15 protein-coding genes and 2 pseudogenes are annotated in these 18,505 nt (G+C 50.8%); 5 read left to right on the plus strand and 12 right to left on the minus strand.

Annotated elements, in window-relative coordinates:
* Positions 1–50: 50 nt before the first annotated feature.
* Positions 51–1,064, plus strand: a complete 1,014-nt coding sequence (locus R3E63_06340) for a helix-turn-helix domain-containing protein (protein MEZ5539560.1) — start codon at positions 51–53, stop codon at positions 1,062–1,064.
* On the opposite strand, the gene R3E63_06345 is transcribed toward R3E63_06340, so the two are convergent.
* From R3E63_06345 to prmB, 3 genes are read right to left on the minus strand one after another with little or no spacing between them, the layout of a single operon-like run.
* Positions 1,031–2,230 carry an MFS transporter gene (locus R3E63_06345; GenBank protein ID MEZ5539561.1) on the minus strand — a complete coding sequence of 400 codons (1,200 nt, stop codon included), beginning with the start codon at positions 2,228–2,230 and terminating at the stop codon, positions 1,031–1,033. The two genes, R3E63_06340 and R3E63_06345, sit on opposite strands and share 34 nt — an antisense overlap.
* A 4-nt stretch (positions 2,231–2,234) precedes the next feature.
* Complete coding sequence (aroC, locus tag R3E63_06350; GenBank protein MEZ5539562.1) at positions 2,235–3,338, minus strand: chorismate synthase; 1,104 nt, start codon at positions 3,336–3,338, stop codon at positions 2,235–2,237.
* A 41-nt stretch (positions 3,339–3,379) separates the two neighbouring features.
* Positions 3,380–4,258, minus strand: coding sequence for a 50S ribosomal protein L3 N(5)-glutamine methyltransferase (prmB, locus tag R3E63_06355; protein MEZ5539563.1), 879 nt, complete (start codon positions 4,256–4,258; stop codon positions 3,380–3,382).
* 146 nt (positions 4,259–4,404) lie between these two features.
* On the opposite strand from prmB, the gene folE reads away from it, so the two are divergent.
* Positions 4,405–4,947, plus strand: a complete 543-nt coding sequence (gene folE / locus R3E63_06360; protein MEZ5539564.1) for a GTP cyclohydrolase I FolE — start codon at positions 4,405–4,407, stop codon at positions 4,945–4,947.
* Here the strand turns inward: folE and R3E63_06365 are convergent.
* The 8 genes and pseudogenes from R3E63_06365 to R3E63_06400 form a co-directional block, all read right to left on the minus strand.
* On the minus strand, positions 4,927–6,492 hold the full coding sequence (locus R3E63_06365) for a hypothetical protein (GenBank protein ID MEZ5539565.1): 1,566 nt from the start codon (positions 6,490–6,492) through the stop codon (positions 4,927–4,929). The genes folE and R3E63_06365 overlap by 21 nt on opposite strands.
* Positions 6,489–7,760 (minus strand): bifunctional tetrahydrofolate synthase/dihydrofolate synthase, encoded by a 1,272-nt coding sequence (gene folC / locus R3E63_06370; protein MEZ5539566.1) that lies wholly within the window; start codon positions 7,758–7,760, stop codon positions 6,489–6,491. The genes R3E63_06365 and folC overlap by 4 nt, the downstream gene beginning before the upstream one ends.
* On the minus strand, positions 7,757–8,641 hold the full coding sequence (accD, locus tag R3E63_06375) for an acetyl-CoA carboxylase, carboxyltransferase subunit beta (GenBank protein MEZ5539567.1): 885 nt from the start codon (positions 8,639–8,641) through the stop codon (positions 7,757–7,759). Before accD ends, folC begins: the two co-directional genes overlap by 4 nt.
* Before the next feature lie 51 nt (positions 8,642–8,692).
* Positions 8,693–9,460, minus strand: a complete 768-nt coding sequence (trpA, locus tag R3E63_06380) for a tryptophan synthase subunit alpha (protein MEZ5539568.1) — start codon at positions 9,458–9,460, stop codon at positions 8,693–8,695.
* A gap of 46 nt (positions 9,461–9,506) precedes the next feature.
* Positions 9,507–10,724 carry a tryptophan synthase subunit beta gene (trpB, locus tag R3E63_06385; protein MEZ5539569.1) on the minus strand — a complete coding sequence of 406 codons (1,218 nt, stop codon included), beginning with the start codon at positions 10,722–10,724 and terminating at the stop codon, positions 9,507–9,509.
* Positions 10,725–10,737: 13 nt separating this feature from the next.
* Positions 10,738–11,369: pseudogene (locus tag R3E63_06390) on the minus strand (phosphoribosylanthranilate isomerase).
* Positions 11,370–11,419: 50 nt separating this feature from the next.
* Positions 11,420–14,164, minus strand: coding sequence for an FG-GAP-like repeat-containing protein (locus tag R3E63_06395; GenBank protein ID MEZ5539570.1), 2,745 nt, complete (start codon positions 14,162–14,164; stop codon positions 11,420–11,422).
* A gap of 118 nt (positions 14,165–14,282) precedes the next feature.
* Positions 14,283–14,483: pseudogene (locus tag R3E63_06400) on the minus strand (N-(5'-phosphoribosyl)anthranilate isomerase).
* Between the two features lie 186 nt (positions 14,484–14,669).
* Here R3E63_06400 and R3E63_06405 point away from each other — a divergent pair.
* Both R3E63_06405 and R3E63_06410 read left to right on the plus strand, forming a co-directional pair.
* Entirely contained in the window at positions 14,670–15,134 is a 465-nt protein-coding gene (locus tag R3E63_06405) for a hypothetical protein (protein MEZ5539571.1), read from the plus strand.
* 81 nt (positions 15,135–15,215) lie between these two features.
* Positions 15,216–15,917: a hypothetical protein gene (locus R3E63_06410; protein ID MEZ5539572.1), complete on the plus strand. Its 702-nt coding sequence runs from the start codon at positions 15,216–15,218 to the stop codon at positions 15,915–15,917.
* A gap of 106 nt (positions 15,918–16,023) precedes the next feature.
* On the opposite strand, the gene R3E63_06415 is transcribed toward R3E63_06410, so the two are convergent.
* On the minus strand, positions 16,024–17,199 hold the full coding sequence (locus tag R3E63_06415) for an acyl-CoA dehydrogenase family protein (GenBank protein MEZ5539573.1): 1,176 nt from the start codon (positions 17,197–17,199) through the stop codon (positions 16,024–16,026).
* Positions 17,200–17,377: 178 nt separating this feature from the next.
* Here R3E63_06415 and R3E63_06420 point away from each other — a divergent pair, with 178 nt between their 5' ends.
* Positions 17,378–18,499, plus strand: coding sequence for an acyl-CoA dehydrogenase family protein (locus tag R3E63_06420; protein MEZ5539574.1), 1,122 nt, complete (start codon positions 17,378–17,380; stop codon positions 18,497–18,499).
* Positions 18,500–18,505 lie beyond the last annotated feature (6 nt).

Consider the following 18,505-nt stretch of genomic DNA (forward strand, 5'->3'; position numbering starts at 1 on the left):
GCCAAAATAGCCATCAGAGTAGTCATTCTAGCCATATTCGCAGCCACCCAATGAAAGCCGCCTTTGTCCTTGTCGAACACATGCTCGCCACCAGCATGGCGCTTCCTGCTGAGATGCTGCACGCCGCGGCGGATTTGGCGCGGGCGCGTCAACATCACGGCAAACCTGATATCGAACTAAGTTTTGTCGCCACCCGCGCTGGGCTGTATACCAGCCGCAGCGGTGTGCCTTTGGTCGCCACGCACACGCTGGATGACACGCAGTACGACCTGATCTTCCTGCCCGCACTGTGGCGCAATCCGCAACCGATTATTCGCCGTCACGCTGCGCTGCTGCCGTGGCTGCAACAGCAACATCGTCAAGGCGCGTTGATTGGTGCAGCCGGTACCGGCGTATGTTTTCTCGCTGCCAGTGGTTTACTGGATCACCGCCCTGCAACAACGCATTGGTTTTATTTGGATGCGTTTACGCAACACTACCCTGCGGTGGATTTGAAGCCGCAATATTTGATTACACGCGCGGGCAATTTGTACTGCGCCGCTTCCATCAACGCCTTGGCGGATCTCACCGTGCATTTCATTCGCCATTTTTACGGCAGCAATATCGCCGTGCATGTGGAACGACACTTTTCACACGAAGCGCGTAAATCTTATGAACAAGTGACTTATCGTGAAGATGATACCGAGCGACACAACGACGAGGACATTATTCAGATACAACTGTGGCTGCATCAGCACCAAACACAAGCGGTGATACTGTCCGATGTCGCCAAACAATTTGGCATGAGTTTGCGCAATTTTAATCGTCGGTTTTTAGCGGCAACAGGAAAAACACCGCTGCAATACTTGCAAGGATTACGCATTGAAGAAGGCCGCGATTTGCTCAATAACAGCAACCTCAGCATCGCCGAAGTCGCCGAAAAAGTGGGCTATCAAGACAGCAAACATTTTGCACGCTTATTTCGCGACACTTTAGGCGTTACACCGCGCGACTATCGCCGCAGTGTGCGCAGTAAATTATTTTCTGTGGATCAAGCGCCAAGCAAAACGCTTTTAGCTGAATGAATCCCTCTAACAAAAAAGGTGTTAGGCAAATAACGCCACACCAAAACAAAAGCAGCCGCACAAATCAACGCCGAGGCAAAGAAAGGCCAAAAATACCCCCACTGCCAAACTGCACCACTCAATAACGCACCTAAAGAATTGCCAGCTCCATAACCCACCGCGCTGTAAAACGCCTGCGCCTTGCCCGATTGCTGAATAGCAAACAGCCTACGCACGGTTTCAATCGCACCCGCATGAAAACCGGCAAAACTCAATGCATGCAAACACTGCGCAAACAGCATCACAGGCAATGATTGTGGGAAGTACGCCAGCAACAACCAACGCACCGTTGTAGCAGCCAAACAAAACAACAGCAGACTTCTCACACCATAAAATGGCAGCAAGCGATGCATGTACCAAAATAAAATCATTTCGGCGATGACACCCAAGCTCCACAACAAGCCAATCACGGTATGACTGTGTTGATACTGTTCCATCAACAAACTAAAAAAGGTGTAGTACGCACCGTGTGACAACACCATCAAAAAGCAAACAAAGAAAAATAGAGCGATGGATGGCTCTTTCAATCGCTGCCAAAAAGACACATCGCTGGTTAATGCTGCTGACTGTGCATCAAACTCCTCAGGATCGCGCACCGCACAACTGCTCAAAAAAATAGCTAACAGCGCCAGCGTGACAAATACCGGGAAAAAAGAAATCGGTAGGCGATCAAACAACCAGCCTGCACTTGCCACGGCGACAATAAAACCGAAAGACCCCCACAGCCGCACACGGCTGTATCGTTCTGGCGTTTTGCGCAAATACAGCAGCGTGACTGCTTCAAACTGTGCCAAAACCGCGTTCCAAAAAAAACTGTAGAGAAAAATAATGATCGCAAGCACCCAGAGGCTTTGGTGATAACGCACTAAAAATAAAAACGGCAACACAGCCATCAAACAGCCGAGGCGAATCACCGCCATGCGCCGACCGCTGTGATCGGCCAGCCAACCCCAAATATTGGGCGCGATAATTTTTGTACCCGCCATAACCGCAATCAAAAAACCGATATGCCAAGCACTCAGACCGAGACTTTTCAGATACAGCGGGAAATAAGGCACCATGGTGCCCAACACAGAAAAATAAAAAAAATAAAAACCGGACAGCCGCCAGTAAACGCTGACCTGCACGCAATTATTCCGGTGCGCGCGCAGGAATTACCGGCGTAGGCATCACCACATCAAAATTTTGCGCACGATGACGCAGTGCATGATCCATCAACACCAGCGCGAGCATGGCTTCAGCAATCGGTGTGGCGCGAATACCTACACAAGGGTCGTGTCGCCCTTTGGTGATCACTTCCACCGGATTGCCCTGCACATCAACGCTGCGGCCGGGCAGATGCAAACTGGAAGTCGGCTTGAGCGCGATATGCACACGAATATCTTGCCCCGTGGAAATACCGCCGAGTATGCCGCCCGCGTGGTTTGATAAAAAACCTTGCGGCGTGATTTCATCGCGATGTTCACTGCCGCGCTGCGCAATCGACGCAAAACCTGCGCCCACTTCCACACCTTTTACTGCATTAATACTCATCATCGCGTGCGCAATATCGGCATCCAGTCGATCAAAAATAGGCTCACCCCAACCCGGCGGCAAACCTTCTGCCACCACAGAAATTTTTGCACCGATGGAATCGCCATCCTTGATCAACTGCTGCATATAAGTTTCTAAGGCAGGCACTTTTTCCGCATCAGGACAGAAAAAAGCGTTCTGCTCCACCACATCCCAGTTTTTGAAATCGACAGCAATCTCACCCAACTGACTGAGACAACCGCGCACGGTGACGCCGTATTTTTCCTGCAAATATTTTTTGGCAATCGCACCCGCTGCAACACGCATCGCCGTTTCGCGCGCCGATGAACGACCACCACCGCGATAATCGCGAAAACCGTATTTTTGGTTGTAGGTGTAATCGGCGTGACCCGGGCGAAACATATCTTTGATGTTGCCGTAATCTTTGGAGCGTTGATCCGTGTTTTCAATCAACAAACCAATCGGCGTACCGGTAGTTTTTCCTTCAAACACACCCGATAAAATTTTGACGCGATCTTCTTCTCTGCGCTGCGTGGTGTAACGCGAAGTACCGGGTTTGCGACGATCGAGATCCAACTGCAAATCGTCTTCGCAGAGCGACATCCCCGGTGGGCAGCCATCGACAATACAACCCAAGGCAAGACCGTGGCTTTCGCCAAAAGTTGTCACCGTAAATAATTTGCCGAAACTATTGCCGGACATGCGCTATTTCCTCTTTGAGCCGCACATTATACGGGAAGGGTTTATAGGCTTTCAGCGTGTTGGCGCAGTTCAGCAGCCGTCAGCATAAACACACCATCGCCACCGTTTTGAAAATCCAACCACACAAAAGGCACCATTGGAAAAGCGTTTTCCAGCGCCTCGGCACTGTTGCCCACTTCCACAATCAACACGCCGTCATCAGATAAATGCAATAACGCCTCGCGCAATAAACGCCGCGTGAAATCCAAACCGTCAAAGCCAGAAGCCAACGCCAATTCCGGCTCGTGGCGATATTCGTCCGGCAAATCCGCCATATCTTGCACATCGACATAGGGCGGATTGCAGACGATCAAGTCATAGCGCCGCCCTGCTAAGCCCGCAAATAAATCTGAAGCAACGCATTGCACGCGATCCTGCACACCGTGCTGCGCGACATTGATGGCAGCGACCGCCAGCGCATCAGCAGAAATATCCGCCGCATCCACCTGCGCTTCCGGAAAAGCCAAGGCGCAAGCAATCGCAATACATGCGCTGCCACAACACAAATCCAAAATGCGCTGTGGCTCTTTTTGCAGCCAAGGATAAAAACCTTCATCGATCAACTCACCCAAGGGTGAGCGCGGAATCAACACACGGCGATCGACATAAAACGGCAGACCGCAAAACCACGCCTGCTGCGTGAGATACGGCGTAGGAATGCGCTGCACGATGCGCTGTTCTCGCACGGCGCATAATTGTTCCAACTCCGAAGCAGACAGTACACGCTGCAATACATCGGGCGATGCATCAAACGCAATATTGAGCAGCGGCAGCGTCAGATGCAGCGCCTCATCCCAACTGTTATCCGTGCCATGCCCTAAAAACACGCCCGACTGCTCAATCTGCTGCGCAGTTTCCTGTAACCAGTCTTGCAAATTCATCAAAGATTTCTCATGTAGTAATGCGCTAGTTTACCCGCAGAAAACCCTATTAATATCACCAGTATTGTCATTGCGCCTTGTTCGGACTTTACCCCAGCGCAGGCTTCGCTTACTGTGACCGCCTGCAAAAATGACAGGAACAACTCATGCAAGATGCCTTTGCCAAAATCATTGCCGACATCGGTGAAGACCTGCAACGCGATGGTCTGCGCGACACACCAGAACGCGCTGCAAAAGCCTTTCAGTTTTTAACACGTGGCTATCATCAAAATTTGGATGAAGTGATCAACGGCGCGCTGTTTGAATCCGACTGCAATGAAATGGTTTTGGTGAAAGACATCGAACTGTATTCCATGTGCGAGCATCACTTACTGCCCTTCATCGGCAAGTGTCATGTCGCTTACATTCCTACCGGCAAAGTGTTGGGTTTATCCAAAGTCGCACGCATTGTTGATATGTACGCACGCCGCTTACAAATTCAAGAAGGTTTAACCAAACAAATTGCGAAAACCATTCAAGCGGTGACAAATGCAGCGGGCGTTGCTGTCGTGGTCGAAGCACGCCATATGTGCATGATGATGCGCGGTGTAGAAAAACAAAACTCGGTGATGAAAACTTCTGCGATGCTGGGCGTGTTTCAAAGCAATCCAGCGACGCGCTCTGAATTTTTAGCCTTGACTACCAATTAGTTTGCGTTCTTTTGAGCGTTGATCATCCATACTTTTTCCGTTGTAGCGCAACCAGTGCATAGGACGAGGCCCCAGCAATTTAGGGAAAAAAGCGCTAGTCGGGCAATCGACATCCGTCGCGGTATACGGTAGTTGATTCCAATGCACATCGTAGTCTTTAAACTGCCTGTCATTATCCAATAGCAATAGTGAATAGTGACCGCTGAGTAATTGTTGCTTCACATCTTGCTGTAATTGCTCTGCGAACTGATGACTACTACCGTTCATCACATCAATTCCCCACGCTTCATGTGCGCAGCTTTTTTTATCTGCCAAAAAAGCCAGATAGGTATGCTTGGAGACGCAAACACGATCTCCCGGCGCTTGCTTCAACACTGCAACCACACTATCACCGCACGCGCGATCTGCTTCTGTTGGCAAAAAATAATTGGGATGAATCCAAGCTCTTGCCATATTCAAAGTTAACAAGACACTCATCAAGCCTAAAAAAGTATTTCTTACCCATGGGCTCTGCACACCACTCAGGCTTTTTACTACCAACCAAAAACCCGCCACCGATATCACGACAATGAGCTGATGAAAAGCCAGTAACACATTGATCCAACCACCAGAATACCAGCGTGACAACAAGCTCATCAGAAAAAAACCAGAAAACAACGACAACCAAGCACAACGCTGTCTAGCAGTTTTCTTGCCCATCAAAATAAAACTTGCACACAAACCAAGATAGATAGGCACACCCGTCAACATATCGCCATGCAAAAAATTCATGGGAACACCTTGAATAAACTTATGCGCTCTCGCCATCTCCATCGTATAAAAATAGAACAGGCCCTTTGTTTGCCATTGCAACAAACATAATGCAGCCCCAATCAATATAGATAGCGTTAAACCAGCAAGAAAAGCTGTTCTAAAATCAGAAAATAGCCACAGCGCAAGAAAGAAAAATGGCAGCATGGATAGCGTTGTCTGCTTGGTAAAGACAGCCAACAACAATAAAAGCACCATAAGATATAAGAAGATTTTTTTCTGCTGCTGAGAAAAAGTAATCAAGCAAGTTGATGCTCCCGTAAGCCAAAAAGCCCACAAACTATCTAACCGAGCAGCATCGTAATAACTACCGACTAAAGCGTAGAGTGCAGCCCAACAGCACACACTGAGTAATACAGACAAGCGAGATCGCGTCAGCAGCCATACCGCATAACCAACACAAGTCACCGTTCCCAGTGAAGCCAACAGTGACACCAAACGCAGAGCCGGCAGACCTTCTCCCATGACTTTTGTCGCCAATGCCGCCACATAAAAATACAGCGGCGCGTATAAAGGCGGTACATAATCCATGCTGGGGGTGGTGTATATCGGCAGTCCATCGACTACGCGCATCACCACTTGAAACATTGCGCCTTCCATCCACTCCAATTCGTAGGGATAAGTCAGGCGAGAAAACATCACGAACAGACACAGCGCCAATAAATACAAACCAATCGCGAGCGGTGGGACATAAAACAACCACGCTTTACTGGTTTTCGTATTTACTTCTTTCATCTCAAATAGTCCATCACAGCTGCGACGGTAAAAAACGAACCGCACACCAACATTGGCATATCAGCCACTTGCTGCTCTGTACAAGTAATCGCTTTTTTCTCGTCATCAACGCAAATAATTTTTTCTGAATGAATGCCAGCAGCCAACGCCGCTTCTCGCAGCTGCAATAAAGAAGCAGCTCTAGCATTATCTTGCAAAGGAAATAACACGCACTGCGCTATAACCGGTTTTAACGCAGCAAGTACCGCTGCAATGTCTTTATCGGCCATCGCAGAAAAAATCAAATTTACTGCTATTTCGTCTTCTTGCTGTAAGCGTTGCGCCAAGTACTGCGCGCCCGCTTCATTGTGCGCGACATCCAAAATCCACTGTCTGCCCTGCCAAGTAATTTTCTGCATACGACCCGCGAGGGAAATATTCGGCAGCGTTGCAGAAAACTTTTCTTCATCCCAATACTCTAGCCAAGCCAACACCTGCAAAGCGCAAGCCACACTCGGCAGTGGCAGCGACGGCGTTTTTGCATGCAGTGTTACTGCATTGTTTTGTGCATCAATACCCTGCCACCGAAAGTTTTCATCTTGCGCAACAAAACCAAAATCACTCTCTATTTTTTTAATATCAACTTGTAAATCATTGCAGATAGCTTGAATACTCGCTGGCATACCCACTTCGCCATACACCAGCTTGCCGTTGGCGCGCAAAATACCCGCTTTTTCTGCACCAATTTTTTCGCGGGTATCGCCCAACCAATCGACATGATCCAAAGCAATATTGGTGATCACGGCAATATCGGCATCCAACAGATTCACAGCATCTAAACGACCACCCAAACCCACTTCCAACACTTGCACATCCACGCGATATTTTTTGAATAGCCAAAATGCCGCCAGTGCGTTGAATTCAAAATAAGTGAGACTGATTTCAGCGCGTGCAGCGTCTATTGCAGCAAAAGCTTCGCACAAATCCGCATTTGACACTTCCGCGCCATCAATGCGAATGCGTTCGTTGTAGCGAAATAAATGCGGCGAGGTAAAACTGCCGACGCGCTTGCCTAAGCTATGCAACAAAGCAGTGAGTGTGGTGACACATGAGCCTTTGCCGTTGGTGCCGCCCACCGTAATCGTGAACGGTTGTTGCGTGGGAAAGTTTTCGCCCAACAGCCGTGTAGCCACTTGGCGAATACGAGAAAGACCGAGGTCAATGGTGGATGGATGCAGCGTTTCCTGCCACTGCAACCATTCAGCGAGCGTAGTGAATCTCGCGCTCACGCGCTGGCACTGACCACAGCAGGTTGATGCGTGAGGCGCGCGAGCAAACTGGATAACTTATCGCGCATGTCTTTGCGATGCACGATCATGTCGATGGCACCGTGATCCAACAAAAATTCACTGCGCTGAAAGCCTTTTGGCAATTTTTGACGAATGGTTTGTTCGATGATGCCAGGACCGGCAAAACCTGCACGCGCACCAGGTTCCGCGATATTGAGATCACCTAACAGCGCAAGGCTCGCAGAAACACCACCGTAAACAGGGTCCGTCATCACCGAAATATACGGCACGCCTTGCTGCTTCATGCGTTCGATGACTGCGCTGGTTTTCGCCATCTGCATCAGCGAAATTAACGCCTCTTGCATACGCGCGCCGCCCGTTGCGGAAAAACAAATGAAGGGGATTTTTTCGTTCAACGCTAAAGTTGCAGCGCGGGTAAATTTTTCACCCACTGCATAGCCCATCGAGCCGCCGTGAAATGCAAATTCAAACGCAGCGACGACAACCGGCAAACCGTTCACTGTACCTTTGAAAGCAATCAACGCATCTTTTTCGCCGGTTTCTTTTTGTGCCGCACTCAAACGGTCTTTGTATTTTTTGACATCTTTGAATTTCAGACGATCAATCGGCTCCACTTCGGTTGCCAATTCTTCTCTGCCGTTTTCATCCAAAAACCAATCCAAACGCGTGCGCGCACCGATGCGCATGTGGTGATCGCATTTCGGACAAACATCCAAAGAGCGTTCCAATTCAGGGCGATACAACACTGCTTCGCACTTGGGGCATTTTTTCCACAGACCTTCAGGAATTGCGCTGCTGCTACCTTGTGCGCGTTTCTCAGATCGAACAACGGTCGGAACCAATTTCTCAAGCCAACTCATGAACGCTCTCCTTGGTTACTTTATTGCTTAGTTCTTTACTAAAAATATTTCTTAGATTGCACGACGAATATCAGCAATGATACTGGCAACCGCAGCGACAGATTTTTCACCTGTTTCTGCCATCGCATTCACCAACACACTGCCGACAACCACACCATCGGTCGCTTCGGAAATTGCGCGCGCAGAAGCCGCATCTTTAATACCAAAACCCACACACAGCGGCAGCGAGGTATAACCGCGAAACTGCGTCAATTTTGCACGCACTTCATCAGTATCTAAATTGCCTGCACCGGTTACGCCTTTCAGCGACACATAGTACAAATAGCCCGTTGCCAGTTCGCAAATATGTTTTGCACGCGCATCTGTTGTAGTGGGTGCGAGCAGAAAAATATTGTCGATACCGACGCGTTTTAATTCTGCATTCAAATCGTGCGCTTCTTCCGGTGGAATATCGACAGTCAACAAACCGTCCACGCCGGCAGCACTCGCCGCATCCGCAAACGCGGCATAACCCATGCGCTCAATCGGATTGGCATAGCCCATCAACACAATCGGTGTTTTGTCATCGGTTTTGCGAAAATCTTTTACTAAATCCAAGACTTGATGCAGTGACATCCCGCTCGCCAGCGCGCGCTCGTGACCTTTTTGAATCACCGGACCTTCTGCCATTGGATCAGAAAATGGCACGCCGATTTCCAAAATATCTGCACCCTCTTTCACCATCGCGTGCAGCGTGGCGAGCGTGGTTGCGGCATTCGGGTCACCTGCAACGATATAAGGAATCAACGCTTTGCGTTGAGCAGTTTTCAGTTGTTGCATACATGACGCAATTCGATTCACAACAGCACGACTCACAACTGCGCCCTCAAACTTTAATGCCGTCGATGGCGGCAATGGTGTGAATATCTTTATCACCACGACCAGACAAACAGACAACGATTACATCGTCTGGCGTCATCGTAGGCGCTAATTTTTCCGCGTAGGCAACGGCGTGACTGGATTCCAACGCCGGCATGATGCCTTCGATTTGCGTCAAGCGACGAAAACCTGCCAGCGCTTCGTTGTCATTAATCGCCACATATTGCGCGCGACCAATATCTTTCAACCACGAATGCTCAGGGCCTACGCCCGGATAATCTAAACCTGCAGAAACAGAATGTGTGTCGATGATTTGACCGCTGTTATCATCTATCAAATAAGTGCGATTGCCGTGCAACACACCGGGGCGACCTGCCGATAAAGTTGCTGCGTGACGACCAGTTTCGATGCCATCACCGCCCGCTTCTACACCGTACATCGCCACACTTTCATCCGCTAAAAACGGATGAAATAAACCAATCGCGTTAGAGCCGCCGCCCACGCAAGCAACAACCGCGTTCGGTAATTTTCCCGTTTGTTCCAAACATTGACGGCGCGCTTCGCGACCGATGATGGATTGAAAATCGCGCACCAACATTGGGTACGGATGCGGGCCTGCTGCCGTGCCGATGATGTAAAAAGTGTTATCGACATTCGTCACCCAATCGCGCATCGCTTCGTTCAACGCATCTTTCAAAGTGCGCGAACCGGAAGTGACCGATTTCACCGTCGCGCCCAACAGCTTCATGCGGTACACATTCAGCGTTTGCCGTTTGATATCGTCCTCGCCCATGTAGACCACGCATTCCATGCCGAGACGCGCAGCTACTGTTGCTGTCGCTACGCCGTGCTGACCTGCGCCCGTTTCCGCGATGATGCGTGTTTTGCCGGAGCGTTTTGCCAACAACGCTTGACCGATGGTGTTGTTAATTTTGTGCGCGCCGGTGTGATTCAAATCTTCGCGCTTGAGAAAAATGCGCGCGCCGCCCAACTCACGGCTCCAACGCTCGGCGAAATACAGTGGCGACGGACGACCGACATAGTGCGCCATGTCATGATCAAATTCGGCGAGGAATTCTGGATCGTTGCGCAACTGCATGTAGCTTTTTTCCAGCTCGCTCACAGCCGCCATTAAAGTCTCAGAAACAAACTGACCGCCGAACTGACCAAAATGGCCGTGCGCATCAGGAAAAGTAGAAAAATCAATATTTTGGGGGGATGTCACAACAAGGCTCCGATTACCGCACCGCTGCATGTGCGGCGCGTACAAAGGCGGCCATTCTAGCGGAATCCTTGCGCCCAGGGGCAGTTTCAACGCCGCTGCTCACATCCACCGCGTAAGGTTTTACCTGTGCAACGGCTACGCCCACATTCTCTGGTGACAAGCCGCCCGCCAAAATTAACGGCAGTTGCAGATTGGCAGGAATGCGCTCCCAGCCGAAGGTTTCACCCGTGCCGCCCGCTGCTGCAGGGCTATAGCTGTCCAACAACAAACCCAGCGCGCCCGCTGCCGCGTATTCGCGATCGGCAGTCAGCACATCCACGCCATCTGCCATGCGTATCGCTTTGATAAACGGGCGGTTAAATGATGCGCAAAACGCTGGCGTTTCCTGACCGTGAAATTGCAATAGCTGCAAAGGCACGGCTTGCAGTACCGCTTCAATTTCTTCGCGCGCTGCATCCACAAACAAACCCACGGTGGTGACGAATGGCCCACCGCACGCGCAATGTCTGCCGCTTGCGCCACCGTCACGCAGCGCGAACTGTTGGCGTAAAACACCAAGCCGATGGCATTTGCACCGGCGACTGTGGCGGCTTGTGCGTCATCAATAGAAGTGATGCCGCAGATTTTTACTCGTGCAGTAGAAATAGAAGTTGATGAAGCAAGCACAGCACCATTCTCATTAAATTATTTGTAGATCACAACGCCGTGGCGTTGAGTACCAACACGCTACCGGCGTCTTTCTGCGGCCTCAGTCTGCCATTGAGCATCACGCTGACATCCACACCTGGGATGCCAATCACCAGATCCGCTTTGCCGTCCCCACTAATATCACCCGCCGCAACGGATGTGCCGTACACATCACCACTCACCTTGCCGTAACGAGTAGTACCCAGCTGCACGAATGGCTCTGCGCCACCCGCCCAAACAGCCACGCTACCTGCACCAGCCACAGGGCGCGGGAAGGCTCTGGGGTTAGCGGCTTTCGGGGCGCTGGCAACGATGTCTGCCGTGCCGTCACCGTCAACATCCGCCAAGGCGACGGCAGAGCCGAAGGCTGAACGCACTTCTCTGCCAAGCGTATTGCCGCCGCGGGTGTAGGTAGCGCTGTGGCTGCCGTACAGCACCACGAAGCCGCCTACATCTTTGAGCCTTCTGTTAGTGGGATGGTCAAGCTTCGGTACGCCCACCACGATGTCGTGAGTGCCGTCGCCATCAATATCACCACCGGATGCCAGTGCGCTGCCAAAGTTGTCAACGGCCGCTTGGCCGTACTGTTTGTAGAGCGGCGTTGGGTTGCCTGCGCTGTATACCGTTACGCTGCCCGCTGCTGTCAGTTTTTTACCGTTGCTGAGGGCGCTTTCGCTCGGCGCACCGACGGCAATATCTAAAATGCCATTGCCATCAAAGTCGCCCAGTGCAATAGCAGAACCGGCGTGCGCACTGGCTGCTGTGCCGTAATACGGTGTACCGATCACGGACAGGTCTGCGCCAGAGTACACGGTCACGCGCCCCACTTTCTTCAGCGACGGGGCGTTGACATGCGTGGCCGACGGTTCGCCGACCACAATATCAGCAAGGCCATCGCCATCGACATCACCCAGCGCTACCGCTGAACCAAACAGCGTTCTGGCGGTCGTGCCGTAAATGTCCTGCGCCATTGGTACGCAGCTTGGGGTATTGCAGCCATAGATGATGGTGACTTTACCCATCATTTTGGCGCCAGCACCGTTGGCGGCTAATGGCGCGCCGACGACCACATCCATCGTGCCGTCACCGTCGATATCGGCGTTGCCCGCTATGGCTGTACCCACGCCCTCTCTTGTCGCGGCTCCAACCAGCGTTGCCAACGGTGTGCCAGTTGCACCGGAGATCACCTGCACGCGACCGGCGTCACGCAATGCGCGGATGGCTGTAGGCACTACATCGTAACCAGGGGTGGCAATGGCGTAGTCACCATAACCGTCACCATCAAAGTCACCCACATAGGCTACCGTTGAACCCAGCATGTCTGCTCGCACAGCACCGTGGAAAGTACCCAGCTCGGCGGCATGGTTGATCGGCGTATCGCAAGCATCACCGATACCATCCCCATCCGTATCGGTTTGGGTTGGATTGGGTACCGTTGGGCAATTGTCGGCATCATCAAAAACACCGTCGGCATCTGTGTCGGCTTGGCTTTCGTAGCGCACCAAAGTAAAACCTTCGTTGCTACCGGTAGTGCCATACCCTGCCGCAACGAGTTTTCCATCCGTTTGCTGAATGATTGAGAATGCTTGCGCACTAGAACCCACGGCTGTGGTAACAATACCACCAGCACCAAAACCACTATCCAGTGAACCATCCGTGTTATAGAGCGCCAAGGCGAAGCTGTCGACACCGGCGTTTGTACTGTATCCCGCAGCCGCCAACTTGCCATTTGCCTGCTGAATCACTGAATAGATGTAATCGTGACCTGCCCCTACGGCAGAGGTTACCTTGCCGCCAGTGCCGAAACTGCTATCCAGTGAACCATCCGTGTTGTAGCGCACCAAAGCAAAATCATTGTTACTACCGCTGTAACTATATCCGGCCGCCACTAACTTACCATCTGCCTGCTGGATCACTGAAAAAGGATAATCCTGACTTGTTCCTACCGCTGTGAGAACCACACCACCCACACCAAAACTGGTGTCTAGCGTGCCATCCGTGTTGTAGCGCACCAAGCCAAAGTCGTAATTGCTGCCGTTATGGACATAACCCGTTGCTACCAGCTTGCCATCTGTCTGCTGGATGACAGATAAAATAAAGGCGTAAGTTCCTCCTACTGCCGTAAAAACTTTACCTCCAGTGCCAAAACCGCTGTCCAACGAACCATCCGTGTTATATCGCGCTAAAGCAAAGCGGTAGCTACTCCCAACGCGAGCATATCCCGCTACTACCAACTTGCCATCTGTTTGTTGAATCACAGAATAAGATGAGTCATCACTTGAACTCATTGCCGTGGTAACAATGCCTCCCGTACCAAAGCTGCTATCGAGTGAACCATCTTCGTTGTAGCGCGCTAAGGCGAAGTTGTAGCTGGTACCGCCGTTGTAGCTATATCCAGCTAACACCAGTTTATTATCCGTTTGCTGAGCCATCGAAAAAGCGGCATCGTTGCTGGAGCCAATAGCGGTATTCACTTTGCCTCCCACTCCAAAACCACTATCCAACGAGCCATCTGTGTTGTAACGAGCCAAGGCAAAATCGTAGTTACTGCCGTTGTAACTGTACCCTCCAGCTACCAGCTTTGCATCTGATCGCTGAACTACCGTACGAGCGCCATCGTACCCACCGCCCACTAGCGTAGTGACACCACCGCCCACACCAAAATTAGTATCTAGATCGCCAGGAGCAGCCTGAAGGGATGCTGCACAGAATAAAAAAACAGCAGCTGTTAAAAGGCGCTGAACATCTCGCATAGCACTAACCTCTATTAGTAAATTACCGAGTTAGGTTGAGTACGAGAGTAGCACCGTTTGCCATAAATAAAAAAGCCCGCACGCGGCGGGCTTCTCCACAGCGAAGAAAGCATCAACCACGCGCTGCATCCACAAACAAACCGACCGTGGTGACGAATGGCCCCACCGCACGCGCGATGTCAGCTGCTTGCGCCACCGTCACACAGCGCGAACTCTTGGCATAAAACACCAAGCCGATGGCATCCACACCGGCGGCTGCGGCGGCTTGTGCATCATCAATAGAAGTGATGCCACAGATTTTTGTCTTCGTTGTTTGCAAATAAGGCACGCGCTCAGTTTCCTTCTATCTATACAATGATGGAGCTCTGACCCCGACTCCGGCCAATATCATATAAAAAGCATTTTTAACGAACAATTGGATTATGCGATCGTTTCATTCTGTCCGTTTTTTTAGCTCTGCTGCCTGTTTGCTCACTTTAATGTTGCTGTTTTTTTCGGCCTGACCATGATCGGCAGCTCAGGTACGCCAGACATGTATTTTCACTGGCTAAAATGGATTTATACCACTCAGCAACAAGGGCCTTTTGCAGGCTATGCATCAATTGTTGGCGACAACTACCCTCCGTTGTCTGCTGTGTTGCTTTGGGCTGGCGATCAGGCTCTAAAAAACTGGGGGTTTCACGGCAGCATAGTAGTAAAGCTTACACTGACAGGGTTTCTGCTTCTTTCGTCAATTATTTACTGCTACTGGAGCAGAGACTTGCGACTGACAACAATCTTCCTCGCTGGCAATTTTATCGCAGTAGTCGGTCTTGCTTATCTGGATATTCTCGTAGCACCTTTCATACTAGCGGCGTGCTTCTGTCTATACAGACAACAATTCACTTGGTTTTTATTGTTTTACTCGATGGCTATATTCATAAAATGGCAACCTCTGATTATGGCCCCGTTCGTCATGGTTGCGTGTTGACAACATATTCATGTACACCACTACCATTGGCAAAAAATTACTGCCGTACTGTTGCCACCTGTTCTGGTTGTGGGAACTATAGTGTGGCTATTTGGTTATAAGGAATTGATCACCTCATTGCGGCTAGCTTTGAATACAAATGACTTTAGTGCAAATGCTATGAACATCAACGGGTTCGTCAACGAAATTATCGATATTCATGCTTGGCGTGCAGCAATGGATTCGTTACAACACAATGGAGATGAACAAGCTGCGCTCATGACCTACACAGAAGTGAAAAAAATGCTGTATATATCCTCCGGCGGCCTGTCAACGCTGCGCTATATATTGTCGAAGCTATTTTTTTGGGGCAGCTTCTTCTATCTGCTCTGGCGCCATATACGATTACCTGCCGATGCTAAAAGATTACTCTTCTACTCTACTGCGGCATATGTCTTCTACTTTATCTTCAACACAGGTGTCCATGAAAATCACTTGCATATGGCTCTATTACTCGCATCGGTATTAGTGGTGTTTGATCGTCAGTTTTTTTCGCTTTTAGCTTGGTTGGTAGCGCTCTACAACCTGAATATAATTTATTTCTACGGCATTACAGGTTCTTGGCCTGAGAACTTCATTGCCACAACAGATGATCCTCTGACAAGACCGCTGATTCTACTGGATTTACTAGTAATTACTGCGCTACTGCTACAGGTTTTTCGCCACATACAACGCGATCACCTGTTGATCCAACATGAAGTAAATATGAAAAAAACTTATCACAATCTCAGTTTTACTGAATAATGTTTGCTCAACACTCCTAGTCGTGTTTTGGATATTTAACTTTTCAAATCACCGGTTCACAAAAAAGCCCGCACACAGCGGGCTTATTCTTTGCGACAAAGAAAAATTACCCGCGTGCGGCACGCGACATTTTCAAACCGAACATCGCAATCAATTCACGCTGCACTTCGTTCACGCCGCCACCGAATGTCATGGTCTGACATTTGCGGAAGCCTTCTTCCAAACGCCCTTCCACCACGGTATGTGATTGACGGCGGCGAATCAAACCGGCGGCACCGACTACATCCATCATCAAGCGATAGCATTCAATCGAAGTTTCCGTCACATATACTTTCATGGCAGAAGCATAAGCAGGGTCTGGCGCGCCTTTACTCAACTGCCACATCATGCGCGCAACAACGATGCGCATGGCTTTCAAACGCGCGTAGCATTCCGCGATATTGGATTGCACCCACGGCTCGTCGATCACGCGGTTACCACTGGCTTGTTCTTCGCGCGTCCAATCGAGGAAGAATTGGAAGTCGCGCTGCGTCCACACACCAATCGCCGCCAAACCCACGCGTTCGTGGTTCAACTGTGAAGTGATGAGATTCCAACCTTTATTCAATTTGCCAACAACATTGGTGAGCGGCACGCGCACATTGTCGTAATAGCTCATGCAAGTCGGCACATCGCCCACGGTTTTAATGTGCGCGAAGGAAAAACCTTTCGCGTTGGTCGGCACGATAATCATGCTGATGCCTTTGTGCTTCGGCGCGTCTTTATCGGTGCGCGCGGCGAGCCAAATATAGTCGGCGTTATCTGCACCGGAAGTGAAAACTTTAGTGCCGTTGATCACCAACTCATCGCCTTCAATCACGGCGGATGTAGTGAGCGATGCCAAATCCGTACCTGCACCTGGCTCGGTGTAGCCGATGGCAAAATGGATTTCACCGCCCGCAATTTTTGGCAGATAAAACTGCTTCATTTCTTCGGAGCCGTGCTCCATCAACGCGGGGCCAACGGTGCCCAAAGTCACGAAAGGAATTGGCGCACCGGCGATGTAGGCTTCTTCCAACAGCGCGAGCTGCTCTGCCTGACCGCGCCCTTGACCGCCGTACTCTTTCGGCCAGCCGATCGCCAACCAGCCGTCTTTGCCGATTTGGCGCACGGCATCACGGTAGAACTGACCGCTCTCCTTGGCGTGACAGCCTTCTTTCACTTCTGGTGTCATCACCTTGGCGAAATACGCGCGCAATTCTTGGCGCAGCGCCTTAACTTCTTGCGACTCATCTACCTGCATGACACAACCTCTGAGAAACAACCTGAAATTCGAGAGGCGCATTGTAGCCGTGGTTGCAATGGACGGAAACCGTAAAACACGCACCCATCTTCACCAAACAAGCAGCCACAGATTAGACGGTCTGTGGCAAAATGCGCGCCTTATTTTCAGCAAAGCCATGACCAGCGAGGTTGTTAGCATGGATTTCACCTTTACCGAAGAACAGACCCAGATTCGTGAGCTGGCTAACCAAATTCTGCGCGAGAACTGCGGCGATGAGTTCTTGATGCAATTTAGCAAGGGCGGCGAGCTGTACAGCCAGAGCCTGTGGCAGTTGTTTGCGGAATCCGGCCTGCTCGGTACGGCTGTTCCTGAGTCTTGCGATGGCACGGGCTTCGGTTTTATCGAAGTCTGCCAAATTCTTGAAGAGCAAGGTCGCTTTGTTGCGCCGATTCCCTTGTTGCCTAGCTTGGTACTCGGCGGCTTGCCTCTGGCGCGCTTCGGCACGGAAGCCCAGCAGAAAAAATACCTGCCAGCACTCGCTAGCGGCGAAGCGATTTTGACAGCAGCGATTGCAGAAGAATCCATGGTGGCTGCGATGCGCCCTGCCTGCCACGCCGAACAACAAGCGGGAGCGTGGGTGATTTCTGGCGAACGCCTGTGCGTACCTTACGCAGCGCAAGCGGCGGTGATTTTGGTCGCAGCTGATACCGCCGACGGCAAAGCTGTGTTCTTGGTAGAACCTAACGATGGCGTAAAAGCGGAATATGTGGACAGCACCAACCACGAGCCGCTGTACAACTTGCAACTCAACAACGCGAAAGCAGAAAAATTGGGCGGCGCGGATGTGTTGGCGTTTATCGTCGAGCACGCCAGCATCGCCAGCTGCGCGACAATGATCGGCATCACCGAAGAAGCCCTGCGCCGCACAGCGGAATACACCGCCGAACGCAAACAATTTGGCACCACCATTTCTAGCTTCCAAAACACCACCATGAAGTGCGCGGATGCTTATATCGACATCGAATGCATGCGCTCTGCGTATTTCGAAGCGCTGTGGAAGTTGTCAGAAAATATCGACGCACGCGCAGAAGTGCACACCGCAAAATGGTGGTCTGCTATCGGCGGTCACCGCGTAGCACACACCGCACAACATTTGCACGGCGGCATCGGCTGTGATGTGGAATACCCATTGCACCGCTACTATTTATGGTTCAAACAAATGGAAATCCAAATGGGTGGTGGCAGCCAACAATTGGCGCAACTGGGCGAATTACTCGCCACTGACAGCAGCGTGCAACTGTTGCTGAAATCTGCCTAATCCACA

The sequence above is a fragment of the Pseudomonadales bacterium genome (genome assembly GCA_041395665.1).
GTDB lineage: Bacteria > Pseudomonadota > Gammaproteobacteria > Pseudomonadales > UBA7239 > UBA7239.